Origin of the sequence: Noviherbaspirillum sp. (assembly GCF_035944575.1) — a bacterium.
In the GTDB taxonomy this organism is placed as follows: domain Bacteria; phylum Pseudomonadota; class Gammaproteobacteria; order Burkholderiales; family Burkholderiaceae_D; genus Noviherbaspirillum.
The window spans coordinates 1-19,981 of sequence record NZ_DASZBA010000103.1; the positions used below are offsets into that span (position 1 = coordinate 1).

Consider the following 19,981-nt stretch of genomic DNA (forward strand, 5'->3'; position numbering starts at 1 on the left):
CCATGAGGAGGCGATGGTTGAAGAGACATTCGTCTCGCATCTGCTCAAGTCGAACTGCCTGGTGACCGGCCAGCCGGACTGGGGAAGCATACAGATCCGCTATGCGGGGCCGCAGATCGATCAGGAAGGCTTGTTGAAGTACCTGATCGGATTCCGTGACCATGACGAATTCCATGAACAATGCGTGGAGCGCATCTTCATGGACATCCTGCGCCAATGCAAACCGCAAAAGCTGGCGGTTTATGCGCGATATACCCGGCGCGGCGGCCTTGATATCAATCCCTGGCGGAGCAATTTCACCACCGGCCAAAGGCCGTTGAATTTGCGGGGCGCTCGCCAGTAAGGAAATGCGCTATCTCACCATTGATAAAATCCACAGGCGTATGAAGTATGGCAACAAGAAGAGTCGAAAATTTTGTGCTGCAAGTATGCAACGAAGAAAATAAGTTCTTTCCCATGTGAAACTTTTTCCCTGTTTTTCTTCACTAATACATGGAGCGTCAGGGAAGAGCCGCCTCTTTTTTAGATGAATTGCTTGTGAATTTGGGACTTTATTATCGTTTCTTGATATACCGCGATTCCACCTGATGCTCACCATGTTTATCAGCATTGCGCGATGCAAAAAGAAGCCTATAATTCGTTTCGAATGCTTGTTTTGTGCAATGCATCAAACCTTTTTTCACCATGACCAACCTCGCTAAAATCCTGTCACGCGACAATGTCGTTCTGGATCTGGAAGTCTCCAGCAAGAAACGGGCATTCGAGCAAGCAGGACTGCTGTTTGAAAATAACTGCAGCATTGCCCGTTCCGTCGTTTCAGATAATCTTTTCGCTCGCGAGCGCCTCGGATCCACCGGCTTGGGACACGGTGTCGCAGTCCCTCACGGACGAATCAAGGGATTGAAATCGCCTCTGGCGGCTTTTGTACGCTTGAAAGAACCCATCCCGTTCGAATCGCCTGACGGCCAGCCGGTCAGTCTTCTGGTCTTTCTGCTGATCCCGGATCAGGTGACACAACATCACCTGGAAATTCTTTCCGAGATTGCTGAAATGTTCTCGGATGAAGCATTCCGCAACGTGCTCGCCACCGATCCGGATCCCACGTCGGTACATGCGCGCATCATCGCCTGGCAGCCCAGCGTGCATGCGTAGGTAAAGTAACATGCCGCTTTCTTCGCTTCTGACCATCCAACAGCTTTACGATGATACCCGCGAAGCGCTGCAGCTCGGATGGTTCGCCGGTTTTCCAGGTGGAGAACGCAGGATTTCCGGCGATGCCACCTCGGCCGCCGACCAGGTCGGCCACCTGAATCTGATTCACCCCGGCAGGATCCAGGTTTTCGGTCACCAGGAGGTGCAGTATTACAACCGCCTGTCGCCGGCATCCCGCAAATACCAGACAGAAGAACTGGTTGCCGGCCAGCCTCCTGCGTTCGTTATTGCGGAAGGACTGGAAACGCCTTCCAATATTCTGGCTTTCTGCGACGACAATAATATTCCCCTGTTCTCCACACCGTTGCCGGCAGCGCAGGTCATCGACTACCTCCGTGTCTACCTTTCCAAGGAACTGGCCCAGCGTATCACGATGCATGGCGTGTTCATGGATGTACTCGGTGTCGGCGTACTGATCACCGGCGAATCCGGGCTGGGAAAGAGTGAACTTGGGCTTGAACTCATTTCGCGCAATCACGGACTGGTCGCGGATGACGCGGTGGAATTTGCGCGCATCGCGCCGAACATGATTGAAGGCCGCTGCCCGCCCCTGCTGCAAAACCTGCTTGAAGTTCGCGGCTTGGGCCTGCTGGACATCAAGACAATTTTTGGGGAAACGGCGGTACGCCGCAAGATGCGCCTGAAGCTGATCGTGCATCTCGTTCGCCGGAAGACCCTGGAAGAAAATTACGAACGGCTGCCCCTGCATTCCCAAACCGAAGAAGTACTCGGCTTGCCCATTCGCAAAGTAATCATTCCAGTTGAAGCCGGGCGCAACCTTGCGGTCCTGCTGGAAGCCGCGGTTCGCAATACCATTCTCCAGCTCCGGGGTATCGATACGCTCAAGGAGTTCATGGAACGCCAGCAGAAAGCCATGGGCAACGAATAGCCGCCGAGCCCATCACGCTTTGTTGCGCTTGGGGTATTATTACCTTCTATGCGCATCATCATCATTACTGGTATATCCGGATCGGGAAAATCGATCGGTCTGAATGCACTTGAAGACGCCGGTTATTTCTGCGTCGACAATCTGCCGCCCAAGTTGCTACGCCAACTCGTTGCCACGAGAATCGAGGAAAACGCCCAGAACCTGGCTGTAGCCATGGATGCCCGCAGCGCGGATTCCCTGGCCGGTCTCCCTGAAGATATCCAATGGCTCAAGGATGAAGGGCACGACGTCAAAGTCCTGTTTCTTACCGCCAAGACCGAATCGCTCATCGCCCGTTTTTCCGAAACCCGTCGTAGCCATCCTCTGTCGCACCGGGTGCGTGCCACCCAGCTTACCGAGAACCAGCCGACACTGACCGAGTGCATCCTGAGCGAGAGGGAAATGCTGTCGACGATCGAAGGCATTGGGCACGTGATCGACACATCGGGCCTTTCGGCCAACAAGCTGCGGGCCTGGATCAAGGAATTGATTGAAACCGAACGCGCCCCGCTCACCCTGCTGTTCGAGTCTTTTGCCTTCAAGTTCGGCGTACCGCTCGATGCGGATCTGGTATTCGACGTCCGGGTGCTTCCCAACCCGTATTACGATCTGGCGCTTCGTCCTTTCAACGGCCGGGACGAGCCCGTGATTACCTTTCTCGATTCGCAGGCGCATGTTGCCGAACTTCTCGCCGACATCCGGACCTTCGTCGAGAAATGGCTGCCGGCCTTCAAAAACGACAACCGCAGCTACCTGACGGTCGCAATCGGCTGCACCGGCGGACAGCACCGTTCGGTGTACATGGTTGAGCAGCTCGCGAAGCATTTCCGGCCGACGGAGCATGTTCTGTTGCGGCATCGCGAACTCGGCTGAAACAGCTCCCCTACTTCATTTTCCATACCAGACATGTCTTCCAACGCCGACTGGCTGCCTTTATTTCCGTTGAAAACGGTATTGTTTCCAGGCGGCGTACTGCCCTTGAAGGTTTTCGAAGCGCGTTACATCGATATGGTGAGCGAATGCCTGAAGAAAGGCACCCCGTTCGGGGTAACGCTCATCAAAGCCAATCAGGAAACCGACGCCCCCCTGCTTCCGGAAGCCATCGGCTCCCTGGCCTTCATTTCACACTGGGAGATGCCTTCACCGGGCATTCTGACATTGCGCATGCTGGGCGGTGAGCGCTTCCGGATCCTGGAGACAAGGACACTACCAGACCAGCGGATGGAAGCGCGCATCGCCATGATCGCACCGGATGATCCGGTGGCCATCAGCGATGTCCATGTCGCGTGCGCGACGACACTGAAATTGGTGATCGAAGATCTCGAGACCAAAGGCCAGGCTGAGCATGGTCAAGCCTTCGTCACGCCTTTTTCACGTCCACTGGATCTGCAAAGCGCCGGCTGGGTAGCCAACCGCTGGTGCGAGATTCTGCCAATTCCTCTCAAGGCCAGACAAAAATTGATGGAGTTGAGCGGCGCCCAAAATCGCCTGGCAATTGTCCATCAATATCTTCAGCAGCATCAAATCCTCTGATCTTCTGCGATGCGGTTGGCAATGCAGTAACAACCGCTGCCAAAACGCTCTTTTTCGGTCGCCATCAAACCCTTTGGGCGGCATCCTTGTCCATGCACAAGGCGGCAACGGCGCTTTCATACGATAACTGGAACGCTTGCCGCACATTCGCAGGCAAGGCTCGATCAAGTCAATAGCCTTGCCTGATGCTCCGGCGTCCAGCGGAATCCGCTTTTCACCGTCGGCATGGCTGCATGCGGCAGCCCGGCGGTCTACAACTCTTTGAGCACTTGGTATGTTATTGGATGATGCACGCGAGGGCCTGCGCCCGGAATTCGTTGACCGCCGCAAAAATGCGAAGCCGGTCAACCTGCCGCTCATCTCTCCCATCGGACTCATTTCGCTGCTCTATGCATTGGGGCTGTTTGTCTTTTATCGCCAGGGATTTGTCAGCGCTCTGACGTTTATCGGCGCCGCAGGCGCGGTGCTTTCGTCAGTCATCCTTTTCTATACCGTTTTCAGGCTCAAGCTCCACCTGCAGTTCAAGGAAAACAGTCTGATGCTGCCGCAGATCCTCGCGGCATTGTGCATCATGCTTACCGTCGCCCATGTTGAGCCATCCACCCAGATCGCGCTGGTGCCCTTCATCCTGATCGCGTTTTCATTTGCCATCTTCCGGCTATCAACAGCGTCGCTCATTTTGCTTGCCGTGGCATGCCTGGGAACGTATCTCGCCATCATCCTCCTGCGTGATCATGACGAAGGCTATGCAATCGGATTGCGTGCCGACATGATGCAATGGTTCGTCCTCGCGTTGACGCTGCCCGGCATGATCGTGGTCGGCAAGCAGATCCAGAACCTCAGGCAGATATTGAACACGACGCGCTACCGTCTCAAGCATTTTGAAGAGAAATCCATTCGCGATGAACTGACCGGCCTCTACAACCGGCGGCAACTGCAGGCGGAACTCGCGCACGCCATATTGCAGGCAAATACCATGGCGAAATCGTTTTCGGTGTGCGTCATCGATATCGATCATTTCAAACAGATCAATGACAGCGACGGCCATCTGGCGGGTGATGCGGTATTACAGCGATTCGCCAGCATTGCCCGGGAGACGATCCGCGACAGCGACATATTCGGACGATATGGCGGTGACGAATTCCTGCAGATACTGCCGGATACCGATTTGAAAGGTGCCGTAATGCATGCGGAGCGCCTGCGTGTCTACGCCCATTTCATGGATGTTCAAAAACTGGCGTGCAGGAAGAATATTTCACTCTCGATCGGCGTCGCCCAGTATTACCCCGGCGAGGAGATCACCGACCTGATCGCCCGCGCCGATTCGGCGTTGTACCGCGCAAAGCAGCTTGGACGCAACCGGGTGGAGTGGATCGAGCGGCCATGAGGAGGATCGCTTCTTGCCGCAGGCGACGACAGACGGCAATTATTGGAAAACCTCATCCGAGAACAGATCCGCTGTACTGAACAGCGACAGCAGCAGTTTCTTGACCGGCGCCGGCAACGGCGCATCGGCGAGCTTGACGATCGGATACCAGACATGCTGCAGTTCCCCTGCCAGTACCAGCCGGCTGCGCAAGCCGATCAGGTAGGGCGACACATGCAGCTTGAAGTGGGTGAATCCATGCGAAAAAGGTTGCAGGCGGTCACAGGAGCGGGGTGAACCAAAAGCCGCGACCGCACGCGCCGCGATGGAGTCGGAATCCGCTTTGGAGAGATTCGTCCCTGCCATTTCCTGCACTTCGGGCAGGGACAGCAAGCCACCCCAGATGCCGCTGCCCGGCCGCTGCTCCAGCAATACCTCTCCCTGATCAGCAATGACCAGCATGGCGGTGTGCTTCTCCGGGATTGCCTTTTTCGGCTTCCGGACCGGTAGTTGATGCACCCGCCCTGTCTCGAATGCAACGCAGCGCTGCGCCAGAGGACACCTGTGACAGGCAGGCTTGGACCTTGTGCAGAGCGTCGCACCCAGGTCCATTAGTCCCTGCGTGTACGCTTCGACATCCTCTTCCGGCAACAACGCAACGGCACGTTGCCAGAGCCTGTCCTCCACCGGTTTCGCACCGGGGAATCCCTCAATGCCGAACACGCGACAGAACACGCGCTTCACATTGCCATCTAGGATCGCCGCCCGCGTGCCATAGGCGAATGCAGCAATCGCCGCCGCCGTGGACCGTCCGATGCCGGGCAATTCCGCCAGCAACGCCGGATCGCTCGGAAAGCGTCCGCCATAGCATTCCATCACCTGCTTGGCGCAGCGATGCAGATTGCGTGCGCGGGAGTAATACCCCAGACCGCTCCAGTGCGCCATTACGTCTTCGGGAGCTGCCGACGCAAGCGACGCGACGTCAGGGAACCGGCTCAGAAAGCGCTGGTAATAAGGGATGACTGCGGCAACCTGGGTTTGCTGCAGCATGATTTCGGATAGCCAGATGCGATAGGCGTCCCGCGTGTTTTGCCATGGCAGCGAATGCCGCCCGTGTTGCTTCTGCCAGGTGATCACATCCGCTGAAAAGCCTGGATCACCGTATCCGGATACAGGCCGCGTCGCGGCCACATCATCGATTGCTCGTTTCATTCAGGCTGCGGCCTTGAGCGACGCAAGCTGGTTGGCAATCGCAGTTTTCAATTCATTCTCCAGCAAAAACAAGGTTTTTTTCTGCGCTTCGAGCTCGGCCTGCATCTTTTCCAGCGACTGTACTTTCTCCTCAAGGCTGTCCGTCGCCATGTGAATGCGCTCTATCGACTGCTTGCGCTTCTTGAGCTGCGACTTATGTTCCCAGATCTGGGCTTCCAGCGGCGCCATGACGACTTTGAGCCAAGCCTCCACATCCCGGTTTGCCTGCAAGAAACTCTGCTTCACGCGGGATGCGATGGAATCAAAAAACTTCTGCATCAGAATCACCTGCGGAGTCGTCAATATGGCCGCAGCGTTGAACTGCTTCTGATAGACGCCTTCAATCATTTTGATTTCCTCGACATACTTGTCGAGCGAAAAAGGCATGGGGGTCGACAGTGCAAGGCCATGTTCGGTGGAAAATTTCCGGTACATCACGGACATCATCTCGGCGATCTCATCGGTCTTTCGCCCGGATTGCGCCAGGTTTGACAGCACCTGATGGAAGAACACCTTCACCGCCGCCCGCAAGCCGGATGAAAATTTGCTCTTGTCCATCGCTTCACGGGTCTTGCGGATATCTTCCTTGAGGATGTCCATGCCGAGGCTGGTAAAGACTTCCGTCGACAGACGGGTAAATACTGCGCGGGTGCCCTGCAGCTTGAGCAGGCTGTTGTCAAATTCCTGCTTCTCGATATCGACACGCTTCATCATGTGCTCGACGATGCTTTGGTTCTTGCCGCGCAGGCTTTTCAGTTCCATCAATTGTTCGACCACATTGCGTGTACGGGATGCAAGCAATGCCTGCTTGGACGCAGTCAGCTCGTTGACTTCGGAAGACAATTGCGCCCGGATGATGTCCTGCTTGCTCGGAATCAGTTCATTCGATAGCGCGTTTTCCAGTTCGAGCAGGCGGCTCTTGGTTAGCAACGCCGCATCACGGTTGACCTTGCCGACCAGTCCCTTCTGCGCCGACACCGGAAACACCTGGAACGGCGGCAAGCTTAAGGTATGCGCCACCGTGGCAACCTGCTTGTCGATCTGCTGCTCGACTTCATCCTCGCTGCGCAATTCGTCCCACATGCTGTCAATCTTGTTCAATACCACCATGCGTCCGGCACCTGCGCCGATGTGGCTGCGCCACACTTCGATATCGCTCTTCGTCACACCGGTGTCGGCCGCGAGAATGAAGAGCACGGCATGCGCATTGGGTATCAGGTTGAGGGTCAGTTCAGGCTCGGTACCGATCGCATTCAGGCCGGGCGTATCGACGATCACGAGTCCTTTTTTCAGCAATGGATGGGGGAAATTGACGATCGCATGGCGCCACTGCGAAATTTCCACCATGCCATCCCTGTCTACGGACAATGCCGCATCCGGGTCATTCTCGTCGTATAAGCCGTAGCTTTTCGCTTCCTCGACCGGCACGCGCTTCGTCAGGCTGACCTGCTTGAATGCTTCCAACATGCCGTCGCCGGACGATATATCAAGAGGCAGTACGGTCCAGATCTGGCTTTGCTGCTTGAATTCGCTGGTCGACTGCGCCTGCGCGCGGGTCTCGATCGGAAGAAGACGGATCGAAGGTGGAAACGTCTCGTCGTACAGCAACTCGGTCGGACACATGGTGGTACGGCCGGCAGAGGATGGCAGAATCCGTTGCCCGTAATCCGCGAAGAAAATCGCGTTGATCAGTTCGGACTTGCCGCGGGAGAACTCCGCGACGAAGGCGATAGTAAGCTTGTCATCAGCAAGTCTTGCCTGCAGGCGCACGAAACGCTGGTCACTTGACGCATCGGACAATTCGGATGTGGCGACCCAGGCACGATAGCGCTCCAGCGCCGCCACGACGCCGCTGCGCCAGTCACTGTACTCCTGGAACTTCTGAACCAAATTGCTCACGATGCCCTCGATGATGTCATGATATTTCCCAGAATCTAGCACCCATGCCTACTTTTGACAATTTGCGCAATAAAATGTAGAGCGCTGCCCTTGGCGAATCTGCCGTACCGGCGCCTGGCAAACACGGCACGGTGCGCCGGCACGGTCGTAGACAAAGTAGCTTTGCTGGAAATATCCCGACTGTCCGTCGACCGCCATGAAATCGCGCAGCGTACTGCCTCCCTGCTCGATTGCCGCTGCCAGCGTGGCGCGAATCGCATGCACCAGTTTTTCATACCGCGCCAGTCCGATCCGGCCTGCCGGCGTCCTGGGATTGATGCCTGCCCGGAACAGGCTTTCCGACGCATAGATGTTTCCCACGCCAACCACGATGTCTCCGGCCAGCAACACTTGCTTGATCGGCGCACGCCGGTTCCGGGTGAGCCGGTACAGCTCTTGTGCGGTAAATTTTTCTTCCAGAGGCTCGACGCCCAGTCCGCGCAACAAAATATGGCTGTCGACCGCGCCCTCCTCGTGGGGATGCCAAAGTACCGCCCCGAAACGGCGGGGATCCGTCATTCTCAGCAACTGATCACCGACCACAAGGTCGAAATGATCATGTTTTTGAGGCGGCGTTGAAACCGGCAGTATCCGTAAATGACCGGACATGCCGAGATGAATGATCAGAGTTCCATGATCGAAATCGATCAAAAGGTATTTGCCGCGACGTCCGGTAGCACGGATTTTGCTGCCGGCCAGTTTGACAGGCAGTTCGGCGGGAAAAGGCCACCGCAGTCCGCTGTGGCGTAATGTGACCGCGCTGACCGTCCGCCCTTCCAGATGAGGGGCGACGCCGCGCCGGGTAACTTCGACTTCGGGAAGTTCTGGCATGATGAAACTGCGATGAAAAGTTAATTACGCGCAAGGCCATGATGGCCGTCCGTGCGCATGGCAGCCCAGTTGGGCGTAGAATTAAGCGGCACTTACTCGCCGGGAAAATCCATTGAAAAAACTTCCTCTCATTGTAACCTTGACGGCCCTGTTGTCGGCATGCGCGTCGGCGCCGCCCGCACCCCAGCCGGAAGACAAGGTAGCTGCCGGCACAAGTGAAAAGCCGGCAGCTCAAACCCCTTCGCGCAGCAGGATCAGCGCCAAGCCCGAGGAGCAGAAGCAGCAGGATCCCTTGCCTTCGGTCGAGTTGACGGAGGAACTGCTGTTCAAGCTGCTGAGTGCCGAATTCGCAGCGCAGCGCGGCGACTGGCAAACCGGCTATATCACCACGATGGCAATCGCCCAGGAGACGCGCGATCCGCGCGTGGCACGTCGTGCGGCCGAGATCGCGCTCGGCGCCAAGCGCGCTGATGAAGCGCTCAACGCTGTCAGGCTATGGCGCTCGCTGGCGCCCAATTCCGAAGAAGCCGCGCAGTATTACCTCAGTTTCATCGTGATGGGTGACAACCTCGCGGAAGCCAAACCCATCCTTGAACAGAGATTGAGGGATGCACGGCCTCAAACCCGCGGATTGATGGCGTTTCAGATTCAGCGCCTGCTCGGTCGCGCGAAAGACAAGGCGGGCGCATTCAATCTGCTCGAGGAAGTGCTTCGGCCTTACCAGGATTTGACGGAAGCGCGCCTGGCGCTGTCGCAGGCCGCAATGGCGAATCAGGATGCGGTACGCGCTCGCCGCGAAGCGGAAGCTGCCTTGAAATCCAAGCCGGATTCCGAACTTGCCGCATTGACGCTTGCCCAGGTCATACCCGACAAAGGCGAAGCGGCAAACTGGCTCGCGGCCTTCCTGAAACGCTATCCGAAATCGCGCGATGTTCGTCTTGCTTACGCCCGCATGCTAGTGGAGCAAAAACAATACCAGAACGCCCGCGGCGAGTTCGAGACGCTGCTTCAGCATCAGCCGCAGGATCTGACAGCATTGTTTGCATTGGGTGTACTGAGCAGTCAAGTCAATGACGTGGCGGCGGCAGAAAAATATCTGAAGACCTATCTGCAGGTGCTTTCCGCCGAGCCGGACGAAGAGCGTGACCCGACCCAAGCCCTGCTCATCCTGGCCCAGATAGCGGAAGACCGCAAGGACACCGAATCGGCCCTGAAGTGGCTTGCGCAAATCGAACCAGGCGAGAACTATGTCGGCGCACAAATCAAGCGTGCGCAACTCTATGCCAAACGTGGCGACCTGACCGCCGCACGCCAGATCCTGCAGGAGATAGATGCGCCGGGCGAACGGGAACAAGTACAGCTCATCATCGCCGAAGGGCAGATCATGCGCGAGGCCGGCCAGCAGCAGCAGGCGATGGATGTGTTGAGGGAAGGACTCAAGCAGTTTCCAAGCAACACCGATCTGCTGTACGACTATGCCATGCTCGCAGAGAAAAACGGCAAATTCGACATCATGGAAACGTCGCTGCGCAAGATCATCGCACTCGCTCCCGAAAACCAGCATGCATACAACGCCTTGGGCTATTCCCTAGCAGAACGCAACATCCGGCTGCAGGAAGCATATGAGCTGATCGAGAAGGCGGTGAAGCTGGCACCGGACGATCCTTTCATCATGGATAGCATGGGCTGGGTGCAATTCCGGCTCGGCCGGCTGAAGGAGGCGGAAGCCTTGCTGCGTCGCGCCTATGAACTGCGGCCCGACGCCGAAATCGCCGTGCATCTTGGCGAGGTGCTTTGGACCAAGGGGCAGAAGGAAGATGCGCAAAAATTCTGGCGTGACGCACAAACCAAGGATCCGCAGAACGATACGCTGAAAAGCACTCTCGCAAGGCTGAATGTAAACCTATGACGCCGGCGTGCATGCGAACATGCGCGCTGTTGCTCGCATTGCTTACGGCTGGCTGCGCCAGCGTCGCCCCGGTGACAGGCGACGCTGGCCGCACCGATTCTCCCGCCCAAGCCCCCCGCTCCTACGCTGACAACATCGACCTCACAGGACGCATCTCGGTGCGCTACCAGGTCAATGACAAGGAAGAAGCGCTCCATGGCGGCTTTACCTGGACCCAGAACCGGGACAACACCCAGGTCACGTTGTTGTCCCCCCTGGGACAGGTCATCGCATTGATCGAAATCGGGCGCGATGGCGCCACGCTGAAGCAAAGCGGACAGCCGCCGCGCCAGGCGGCCGATGTCGACGCACTGGTAGAAGCCACGCTGGGCTGGCCGTTACCGATTTCCGGCTTGCGCGATTGGCTGCAAGGTTTTGCGATCGACGCGAACGGTTACCGCTTCATCGCGCAGCCGCCGGCCGCCGAAGTGGCCACCCGCGATGGCTGGCGCATCAGCTACAACACTTGGCAGGACACGCGTCCAAAGCGCGTTGATCTTGAACGTCGCACGCCCCAGGCAGGCGATGTATCCATACGCCTCGTTATCGACACATGGCAATGAACCCGCGCAAGCTCGACAACTGCCCCGCTCCCGCCAAGCTGAATCTCTTCCTGCATGTGGTCGGGCGCAGGCCGGACAATGGTTATCATTTGCTGCAGACGGCATTCCAGCTACTGGACCATGGCGATACGCTGCATTTCGAGACGCGCGACGATGACCGCATTCGTCGCACCACCGAGATTGCAGGCGTCCCCCAGGAATCCGACCTGATCGTGGCTGCAGGTCGATTGCTGCAATCCGCGGCGCAGGGACGCGGTTCCTATGGAAAAGCCATCGGACCGCTCGGCGCCGACATTGCCATCGATAAGCGGCTTCCGATGGGGGGCGGACTCGGCGGCGGCTCGTCCGATGCAGCCACGACGCTGATTGCGCTGAATTATTTGTGGCAAACCGGGTTCACACGCACCGAACTGATGGCACTTGGCTTGCGGCTTGGCGCCGACGTCCCGTTTTTCATATTTGGTCAGAACGCATTCGCGGAAGGCGTGGGCGAGGAACTAAGTCCGCTGGCGACGCCCGATTGTTGGTATGTCGTCATCGAACCGGGTGTTGCCGCTCCGACCGCTGCCATTTTTGCCTCACCGGAATTGACACGGGATACAAAACCGGTCAGAATAACGGACTTTTCCAAGGCATCTATCGGCTTCGGAAAGAACGACCTGCAAGTCGTGGCAATCAAGCTCTTCCCACAGATCGCCGAGGCACTGGAGTTACTCGGACAGTATGGGGAAGCAAGGATGACTGGTTCTGGCGCTTGTGTGTTTTGTGGATTCATCCAGGAACATGAAGCCGACCGGGCGCTACGAGGCATCCGAGAGAACGGGCCGGCGCATTGGAACGTTTGGAAAGCCCGAGCGATACAGCAGCATCCGCTGTCGCACTTGTTGAAGTCATAGCCAAAATTTTTTGTGGTTGTATTTTAGGTGCGTCACCCGCGCGGAATACAGCGACAAACGACCGGTTGTGTAGGGGAGTCGCCAAGTTGGTCAAGGCACCGGATTTTGATTCCGGCATTCGAAGGTTCGAATCCTTCCTCCCCTGCCATTAAATTCAAAATAAGAAGAACGCATACAAGCCGCCAACGCAAGACGAGAATGTCAAGCTCTGGCGGCTTTCAATTTTAACCATTGCACTTAGGTACCTCATGGCGCTTGAAAACCTGATGGTTTTTACGGGCAATGCAAATCCGGAGTTGGCGGCCGGCGTTGCAAAGCAGCTCGGCATTCCCCTCGGCAAAGCCGTTATCTCGAAGTTTTCCGATGGCGAGGTAATGGTTGAAATCAATGAGAATGTGCGCGGCAAGGATGTATTCGTGCTGCAGTCGACCTGTGCGCCGACCAATGACCATCTGATGGAAATCATGTTGATGGTCGATGCGCTGAAACGCGCCTCCGCCGGCCGCATTACCGCAGCTATTCCCTATTTCGGCTATGCCAGGCAGGACCGTCGTCCACGCTCCGCACGGGTGGCGATTTCCGCCAAGGTCGTTGCCAACATGCTGCAGGAAGCCGGCGTTGAGCGTGTCCTGATCATGGATCTGCATGCGGACCAGATCCAGGGCTTCTTTGATATTCCGGTAGACAACATCTATGCATCGCCGATCCTGCTGAGCGATCTGGTGAGCAAGAACTACGATGACCTTCTCGTGGTGTCGCCCGATGTTGGCGGCGTGGTGCGCGCGCGTGCGCTTGCGAAGCGCCTGGATTGCGACCTTGCAATCATCGACAAGCGCCGTCCGAAAGCAAATGTATCGGAAGTCATGAACATCATTGGCGAAGTAGAAGGCCGAAATTGCGTGATCATGGACGACATGGTCGACACCGCCGGCACCCTCACCAAAGCTGCCGAAGTACTTAAAGACCGTGGCGCCAAGAAAGTCATTGCCTACTGTACTCATCCGGTGTTGTCGGGCCCGGCGATCGAACGTATCGCAACATCGCCACTGGACGAACTAGTCGTGACTGACACCATCCCGCTCACTCCGGCTGCAAAAGCATGCCACAAGATTCGCCAGCTCACCTGCGCCGATCTGCTTGCGGAAACATTCAAGCGTATTTCCAAAGGCGATTCGGTGATGTCGCTGTTTGCGGATTGATCGACCAGCGGACTGTCCCGATACAGCGTTCGCAGGTGACTAGCTGACTTGACTGAATTCCCGGCTTCGCAGAAGCCGGTTTTTAAATCCCCTGGTCGCGGGGGATGAACCCGCAAGGCACGACGCCTTGCATCTATTGGAGTTTCAAAATGAAAGTTATCGCATTCCCACGCAAAGAGCAGGGGTCCGGAGCGAGCCGCCGCCTGCGCAATGCTGGCCAAACCCCAGGCATCGTCTACGGCGGCACGACCCCACCGGTCGCAATCGCATTGGACCATAACGCGCTGTTCCATGCATTGAAAAAAGAAACTTTCCATTCGTCGATCCTCGACATGGAAATCGAAGGCAAGGTAGAGCAGGTTCTGCTGCGCGACTTCCAGATGCACGCATTCAAGCAACTCGTTTTGCATGCTGATTTCCAGCGCGTCGATGCGAAGCAGAAGATTCACACCAAGGTGCCTCTGCACTTCATCAATGCGGAAGTTTCTCCCGCAGTGAAGCTGTCTTCCGCCGTGATCAGCCACGTAATGAACGAACTGGACGTTTCCTGCCTGCCGGGCGACCTGCCGGAGTTCGTCGAAGTCGATCTCGCCAATATGGAGGCCGGCGGCACAATTCACCTGAGCGACATCCAGTTGCCGAAGGGTGTGACCGCGGTTCTGCATGGACAGGACAATCCAACGATCGCAACTGCAAGCATCCCGGCCGGTCAGGTATCCGCCGACGACGCTGCGGACGGCGCATCGGACGACAAGAAGTAAGCTGCATTTCCGGCTTCCTCGCCGGGTTGAAAACCCGCCAGTTCTGGCGGGTTTTTTATTGCCTGCATGTTTCATTTCTGAATCCAGCATAATTACCGATTGAAGTTGACAACAACCATTTTTCATCACCATGCCCATACGCCTGATCGCCGGTCTCGGCAATCCCGGACCGGAGTACGAACTCACACGCCATAACGCGGGCTTCTGGCTGGTCGATGCCTTGGCCAGCGGTGCACTGACGCGTGAATCGCGCTACAACGCACTGGTCGCCAAGCGGAACATCGCAGGGCAGGAGGTTTGGCTGATTGAGCCGCAGACCTACATGAACCGTTCCGGGCAATCAGTGGGCGCACTGGCGCGTTTCTTCAAAATTGCTCCGGATGAAATTCTGGTGGTGCATGATGAACTCGATCTGCCGCCAGGTGCCGCCAAGATCAAGAAAGGCGGATCATCGGGTGGGCACAACGGCCTGAAGGACATCACCGCCGCGCTCGGCACCCAGGATTACTGGCGCCTGCGCATCGGCATCGGCCACCCCCGTTCGCTGAATCTTCAGCAGGCGGTGGTGGATTTTGTATTGCACCGCCCTCGCAAGGAAGAACAGCCGCTGATCGACAGCGCAATTTCCAGCAGCCTTTCCGTCATTCCGCTGCTATGCGAAGGCAAGTTCGAAGCCGCGATGATGCAATTGCATACATCAAAATGATTCGCGTTCATGCAGATCACCTGAGGAATCTACACCTGCAATGAGCATGATCACCATCAGCGCCGGGCCGAAGGCCATGGAACACCTGCGCAGCGTTGGTCTGCGCGCGCAGGACATCGCGATCATTCCTGCAGCGGCGGGCGGCCCCAAGGGCCTGATATTTCAAAAACTTGACCAATGGCTATTCGGCACCTGGCTGGCTTCAGCACCGCGGGAACGTGCACTGATCGGCGCCTCCATTGGAGCATGGAGAATGGCTGCCGCATGTTCCTCTGACCCGGTTGCCGCCTTCCAGCGACTCGGTGACCTGTATTGCGAACAGCGCTATCCGCCCAAGCCATCCCCGCAGACCGTCAGCGAGTTCTGCACGCGCTTTCTCCTGGATCTGATCGCCGGCGAGGAAGAGGTGCTCACACAGCATCCTCACCACCGCCTGCACATCCTCGCCTCGCGTGGCAGCCGCTTTCTAAAAGCGCCGCGTTTCAAGGCGTCAGCCATGGTGGGGTTTGGCGCCGCAGTGCTCGGCAATATGCTTTCGCGTTCTCAACTGGCACATCACCTGGAACGCGTCGTCATCGGCGATGCGCGCGATCCGGCTTTCTGGCTGAAAGCGAAGTTCGATGCATTCCATACTCATTTTTCACCGCTGTCCGCCGACAACATCCACCCGGCCCTGTTGGCCTCCGCCACCTTGCCCTTCATCATGGAACCGGTCCGCGACGTGGCACATGCGCCTGCCGGCACTTATTGGGATGGCGGACTGATCGATTACCACCTCGCCCTGCCCTACTCGCGGGTGGTCGGCAATCCCGAAGGCGGACTCGTGCTGTATCCGCATTTCGGCGCGCATCTGGTTCCCGGATGGTTCGACAAGCAATTGCCATGGCGGCGCGCGGCCATCGGCCGTAACCGTCACTGGCTGGACAACGTCATCCTGATCTCGCCGTCGGCCGCGTTTCTACGGACGCTCAGCCGCGGCAAGCTGCCGGACCGGAACGACTTTCTGTACTATGGCATCAATCACGATCTGCGCATTCTGAATTGGCAACTTGCCATCAGCGAAGGCGAGAGGCTGCGCGATGCATTCGCCGCATTTGTCGAAAAACCCGATATGTCGGTCGTCCGCCCGCTCTAAGGCGTTTCAGGAGCCCGCTACGGTAGAATAGCGGGCTAATTCCTCTCTCAAGTGAAGCACATACCATGAGTCTCCAATGCGGCATCGTCGGCCTGCCTAACGTCGGCAAATCCACCCTCTTCAATGCCCTGACCAAAGCCGGCATCGCCGCCGAAAACTATCCTTTCTGCACCATTGAGCCAAATGTCGGCATCGTCGAAGTGCCGGACCCGCGCCTGCAGGCGCTGGCGGAGATCGTGAAGCCGGAACGCATTCTTCCCGCCGTGGTGGAATTCGTCGACATCGCCGGTCTGGTTGCCGGCGCATCCAAGGGCGAAGGGCTGGGTAATCAGTTCTTGGCCCACATCCGCGAAACAGATGCCATCGTCAACGTCGTGCGCTGCTTCGAAGACCCGAACGTGATCCACGTTGCCGGCAAGGTCAGCCCGCTTGATGACATCGCCGTCATCCAGACTGAACTGGCATTGGCCGACATGGGAACGGTTGAGAAGGCAATTCATCGCGAGAACAAGAAAGCGCGGTCCGGCGACAAGGAAGCGGCAAAACTGGTGGCACTGCTGGAGCGCATCATGCCCGAACTGAATGATGCAAAGCCGGTGCGTGCGCTCGGCCTGGACACGGAAGAACTGGCATTGATCAAACCCCTCTGCCTGATCACCGCCAAGCCCGCAATGTATGTTGCCAACGTCTCGGATACCGGCTTTACGGATAATCCCCTGCTCGATCAACTGACCGCCTACGCGAAGGAGCAAAACGCTCCCATCGTCGCGATCTGCGCCGCCATCGAAGCGGAAATCGCCGATCTTGATGATGCCGACAAGGGGGAATTCCTGGCCGACATGGGCATGGAAGAACCGGGGCTCGACCGCCTCATCCGTGCCGCCTTCAAGCTGCTCGGACTGCAAACCTATTTCACTGCCGGCGTGAAGGAAGTGCGCGCATGGACCATCCCGGTCGGTGCGACGGCGCCGCAGGCTGCGGGCGTCATCCATACCGACTTCGAGCGCGGCTTCATTCGCGCCCAGACCATCGCCTACGACGACTACATTGCCTACAAGGGCGAGCAGGGCGCGAAGGAAGCGGGCAAGATGCGCGCCGAGGGCAAGGAATATGTCGTCAAGGATGGTGATGTGCTGAATTTCCTGTTCAACGTCTAATCGATTTCATGCCGTCTGCATCGCCATGCCAACGCTTACCGAGCTGAACCTCTATCCAATTAAATCTTGCGCCGGCATCGCGCTGCGCGAAGCCACCATCACGGCGGCCGGATTGATGACCGACCATATCTACGACCGCGAATGGATGGTCGTCGATATGCAGGGCGAATTTCTGACGCAGCGCGAGTTTCCGAAGATGGCGCTGATCAGGCCGCGCCTCAAGTCGGAAGTCATGGAGCTGCGGGCGCCCGGCATGCTTGGCCTGGAAGTGCCGCTGGACCTGCCGGACCCTGATCACGCATGTACGCGCGAGGTCCGGATTTGGGGAGATGTCGTGAAAGCCTACGATTGCGATGAAACGACCGCGACCTGGTTTTCCAAATTTCTCGGCACGACCTGCCGCCTGGTCCGTTTTCATCCAGATGCCAAACGGATCGCGGACACCGCCCGAACCGGCGGCGTGGAAGTGCCGGCCTTGTTCTCGGATGGCTATCCGGTGCTCGTCATTTCGCAAGCGTCGCTGGCTGACCTGAACGAAAAACTCACGGCATCCGGTCGCGATGCGCTGCCGATGAATCGCTTCCGCCCGAATATCGTCATTAACGGTGTTGACGCATTCGAGGAAGACTATGCAGAGTCAATCAGGATAGGCGACGCCGCGCTCAAGCCGGTGAAGCCCTGCCCCCGCTGCCCGATTCCTTCGATTGACCAGGCCACCGGCACCGCCGGCCCGGACCCGCTCGATGTCCTGCGGACGTATCGCATCAATCCCGACATCAACGGCGGCATCGCGTTTGGCATGAACGCCATTCTCACTGAAGGCGAAGGGCAAATTCTGCGCGTTGGGCAGGACGTCGAAATGCAGATTGCATTTCGATAACATTCGTTCGCCCGATGACGGTATTGCGAGCAGGAATAACTCGCGATAGTATGCGTTCACACCTCACAAGCGGGCACGGGAATCGAAGGACGGCCGCCGATAGGTAGATTGTGTCATCCGAACCTACGCCCATGTCTGACGAATTGGTCTCTGAAAATCAGCGTTTGCGCATCTACCTGAACGAACTGCTCGAACAGGCCCGGCGCAATCAGCAAATCCTTCGCCGCCAGCACGCATTCGATCTCGAGGTCATCGGCGCGGGAAGTTTCCGCGAACTGGTCTCCAGTATTTTTCAGACCCTGCCGGTTTCCTCCGAGCTCGATGTCGTCACACTGCTACTGATCGATCCGGCATACGACATTCGCCGCATATTGGCAGACCTGCAAATACCGCTGCGTGACTTCCCCCACCTGCTGTTCGCACAGGACGAATCAGAGTTCGGCGAGTTATGCGGTCGTCTTGATCGACCGCTGCTGGAGCTCTATACCGAGCAGCGTCACGGCTTCCTTTTCCCCGAACCGATACCGATGCCCAGGAGTGTTGCATTAATGCCGATGCGGCGCCAGGGCCGCCTGATCGGCTGCCTGAATCTCGGCAGCTTCGACCCGACCCGCTTCGATCCCGACATGGGGACCGATTTCATCGAGCATCGCGGTTCGATCGTTGCGATATGCCTGGAGAACGTCCTCAACCATGAACGTCTCAAGCACATAGGGTTGACTGATCCGCTTACTGGCGTCAACAACCGCCGATACGTCGAACGGCGGTTGTTCGAGGAAATCGGCCGCACGCGCCGGCAGGGGTATGCCTTGTCGTGCATGTATATCGATATCGATCATTTCAAGCAGATCAATGACCGGGTCGGGCACCAGGCGGGTGATGAAGTATTGCGCGAAGTTGCGGCACGCATCAAGGCGGAGCTGCGGATAACGGATGCGCTCGGACGTTTCGGCGGAGAGGAGTTCGTGGTGCTGCTGATTGACGCTGACAGCAAGGATGCGGCAAGCGTGGCGGAGCGGATCCGGCAGAGCGTCGCGGAGCCGGCATTGGAACTCGGCAGTGGCGAGAAGCTCGATGTGACGGTATCGATCGGTGTGGCGATGCTCGACGAAACCGATGGCGGGGAGCCGGTTGATGCGATCTCCCGCAGATTCATCGCCCGGGCGGACCGGGCATTGTATCGGGCCAAGAAGGAAGGACGAAATCGGGTGGTTGCTGCGGACTAGCCGCGCTCCAACTGCAGCCTTTCATATTTCGCCTGCAACTCCTCCTTCGTCTCGCGCCAGGCGGGATTGAATGGAATGCAGCTTACGGGACAGACCTGCTGGCACTGCGGCTCGTCATGATGGCCGACGCATTCGGTGCATTTGTTCGGGTTGATCTCATAGATCTCGGTGCCCATGTATATCGCGTCGTTGGGGCACTCCGGCTCGCAGACGTCACAGTTGATGCATTCGTCCGTAATCATCAATGCCATGTGAGCACTCCAGAAACAGGACGAATCCCCCACGCGCTTGCAAGCGCGCGAGGCGCGGTCTGATGCAAAGCCGTGCTTTGCAAAACCTCAGGCCACGTGTCCGTAATCATCAATGCCATGTGAGCACTCCAGAAACAGGACGAATCCCCCACGCGCTTGCAAGCGCGCGAGGCGCGGTCTGATGCAAAGCCATGCTTTGC

At 57.5% G+C, this 19,981-nt stretch carries 19 protein-coding genes, 1 tRNA gene and 1 pseudogene; 17 read left to right on the forward strand and 4 right to left on the reverse strand.

The window, feature by feature from the left end:
* From VGU61_RS06440 to VGU61_RS06465, 6 genes and pseudogenes are all read left to right on the forward strand, one after another.
* Positions 1 to 343: pseudogene (locus VGU61_RS06440) on the forward strand (NADPH-dependent 7-cyano-7-deazaguanine reductase QueF); the annotation flags it as partial.
* 341 nt (positions 344 to 684) lie between these two features.
* Complete coding sequence (locus tag VGU61_RS06445; protein WP_326858281.1) at positions 685 to 1,152, forward strand: PTS sugar transporter subunit IIA; 468 nt, start codon at positions 685 to 687, stop codon at positions 1,150 to 1,152.
* Positions 1,153 to 1,162: 10 nt separating this feature from the next.
* The gene (gene hprK / locus VGU61_RS06450; protein WP_326858282.1) at positions 1,163 to 2,101 is read left to right on the forward strand and encodes an HPr(Ser) kinase/phosphatase; all 939 of its coding nucleotides are present in this window, start codon (positions 1,163 to 1,165) and stop codon (positions 2,099 to 2,101) included.
* 48 nt (positions 2,102 to 2,149) lie between these two features.
* On the forward strand, positions 2,150 to 3,013 hold the full coding sequence (gene rapZ / locus VGU61_RS06455; RefSeq protein ID WP_326858283.1) for an RNase adapter RapZ: 864 nt from the start codon (positions 2,150 to 2,152) through the stop codon (positions 3,011 to 3,013).
* Positions 3,014 to 3,046: 33 nt separating this feature from the next.
* On the forward strand, positions 3,047 to 3,673 hold the full coding sequence (locus tag VGU61_RS06460) for an LON peptidase substrate-binding domain-containing protein (RefSeq protein ID WP_326858284.1): 627 nt from the start codon (positions 3,047 to 3,049) through the stop codon (positions 3,671 to 3,673).
* A 274-nt stretch (positions 3,674 to 3,947) separates the two neighbouring features.
* Positions 3,948 to 5,060 carry a GGDEF domain-containing protein gene (locus VGU61_RS06465; RefSeq protein ID WP_326858285.1) on the forward strand — a complete coding sequence of 371 codons (1,113 nt, stop codon included), beginning with the start codon at positions 3,948 to 3,950 and terminating at the stop codon, positions 5,058 to 5,060.
* Positions 5,061 to 5,099: 39 nt separating this feature from the next.
* On the opposite strand, the gene mutY is transcribed toward VGU61_RS06465, so the two are convergent.
* Genes mutY through mutM form a run of 3 tightly spaced genes read right to left on the reverse strand, consistent with a single transcriptional unit; the run spans position 5,100 to position 9,059 of the window.
* Positions 5,100 to 6,251, reverse strand: a complete 1,152-nt coding sequence (mutY, locus tag VGU61_RS06470; RefSeq protein WP_326858286.1) for an A/G-specific adenine glycosylase — start codon at positions 6,249 to 6,251, stop codon at positions 5,100 to 5,102.
* The gene (locus tag VGU61_RS06475; RefSeq protein ID WP_326858287.1) at positions 6,252 to 8,189 is read right to left on the reverse strand and encodes a dynamin family protein; all 1,938 of its coding nucleotides are present in this window, start codon (positions 8,187 to 8,189) and stop codon (positions 6,252 to 6,254) included.
* Between the two features lie 48 nt (positions 8,190 to 8,237).
* Positions 8,238 to 9,059, reverse strand: coding sequence for a bifunctional DNA-formamidopyrimidine glycosylase/DNA-(apurinic or apyrimidinic site) lyase (gene mutM, locus VGU61_RS06480; protein ID WP_326858288.1), 822 nt, complete (start codon positions 9,057 to 9,059; stop codon positions 8,238 to 8,240).
* 112 nt (positions 9,060 to 9,171) lie between these two features.
* On the opposite strand from mutM, the gene VGU61_RS06485 reads away from it, so the two are divergent.
* From VGU61_RS06485 to VGU61_RS06535, 11 genes are all read left to right on the forward strand, one after another.
* Entirely contained in the window at positions 9,172 to 10,968 is a 1,797-nt protein-coding gene (locus VGU61_RS06485; protein ID WP_326858289.1) for a tetratricopeptide repeat protein, read from the forward strand.
* An 11-nt stretch (positions 10,969 to 10,979) separates the two neighbouring features.
* Entirely contained in the window at positions 10,980 to 11,570 is a 591-nt protein-coding gene (gene lolB / locus VGU61_RS06490; protein WP_326858290.1) for a lipoprotein insertase outer membrane protein LolB, read from the forward strand.
* Positions 11,561 to 12,466 carry a 4-(cytidine 5'-diphospho)-2-C-methyl-D-erythritol kinase gene (ispE, locus tag VGU61_RS06495; RefSeq protein WP_414691607.1) on the forward strand — a complete coding sequence of 302 codons (906 nt, stop codon included), beginning with the start codon at positions 11,561 to 11,563 and terminating at the stop codon, positions 12,464 to 12,466. The genes lolB and ispE overlap by 10 nt, the downstream gene beginning before the upstream one ends.
* A 71-nt stretch (positions 12,467 to 12,537) precedes the next feature.
* Positions 12,538 to 12,614 (forward strand) — tRNA-Gln (locus tag VGU61_RS06500).
* 100 nt (positions 12,615 to 12,714) lie between these two features.
* A complete protein-coding gene (locus VGU61_RS06505; RefSeq protein WP_326858291.1) occupies positions 12,715 to 13,665 on the forward strand; it encodes a ribose-phosphate pyrophosphokinase in 951 nt (316 codons plus the stop codon).
* Positions 13,666 to 13,814: 149 nt separating this feature from the next.
* Entirely contained in the window at positions 13,815 to 14,426 is a 612-nt protein-coding gene (locus VGU61_RS06510; protein WP_326858292.1) for a 50S ribosomal protein L25/general stress protein Ctc, read from the forward strand.
* A gap of 130 nt (positions 14,427 to 14,556) precedes the next feature.
* The gene (gene pth / locus VGU61_RS06515) at positions 14,557 to 15,132 is read left to right on the forward strand and encodes an aminoacyl-tRNA hydrolase (protein ID WP_326858293.1); all 576 of its coding nucleotides are present in this window, start codon (positions 14,557 to 14,559) and stop codon (positions 15,130 to 15,132) included.
* 40 nt (positions 15,133 to 15,172) lie between these two features.
* Positions 15,173 to 16,267, forward strand: a complete 1,095-nt coding sequence (locus VGU61_RS06520; protein ID WP_326858294.1) for a patatin-like phospholipase family protein — start codon at positions 15,173 to 15,175, stop codon at positions 16,265 to 16,267.
* 65 nt (positions 16,268 to 16,332) lie between these two features.
* A complete protein-coding gene (ychF, locus tag VGU61_RS06525; RefSeq protein ID WP_326858295.1) occupies positions 16,333 to 17,424 on the forward strand; it encodes a redox-regulated ATPase YchF in 1,092 nt (363 codons plus the stop codon).
* A 25-nt stretch (positions 17,425 to 17,449) separates the two neighbouring features.
* On the forward strand, positions 17,450 to 18,304 hold the full coding sequence (locus VGU61_RS06530; RefSeq protein WP_326858296.1) for an MOSC domain-containing protein: 855 nt from the start codon (positions 17,450 to 17,452) through the stop codon (positions 18,302 to 18,304).
* A 131-nt stretch (positions 18,305 to 18,435) separates the two neighbouring features.
* Entirely contained in the window at positions 18,436 to 19,530 is a 1,095-nt protein-coding gene (locus VGU61_RS06535) for a sensor domain-containing diguanylate cyclase (protein ID WP_326858297.1), read from the forward strand.
* Here VGU61_RS06535 and VGU61_RS06540 read toward each other — a convergent pair.
* Entirely contained in the window at positions 19,527 to 19,781 is a 255-nt protein-coding gene (locus VGU61_RS06540; protein ID WP_326858298.1) for a YfhL family 4Fe-4S dicluster ferredoxin, read from the reverse strand. The genes VGU61_RS06535 and VGU61_RS06540 overlap by 4 nt on opposite strands.
* Positions 19,782 to 19,981: the final 200 nt, after the last annotated feature.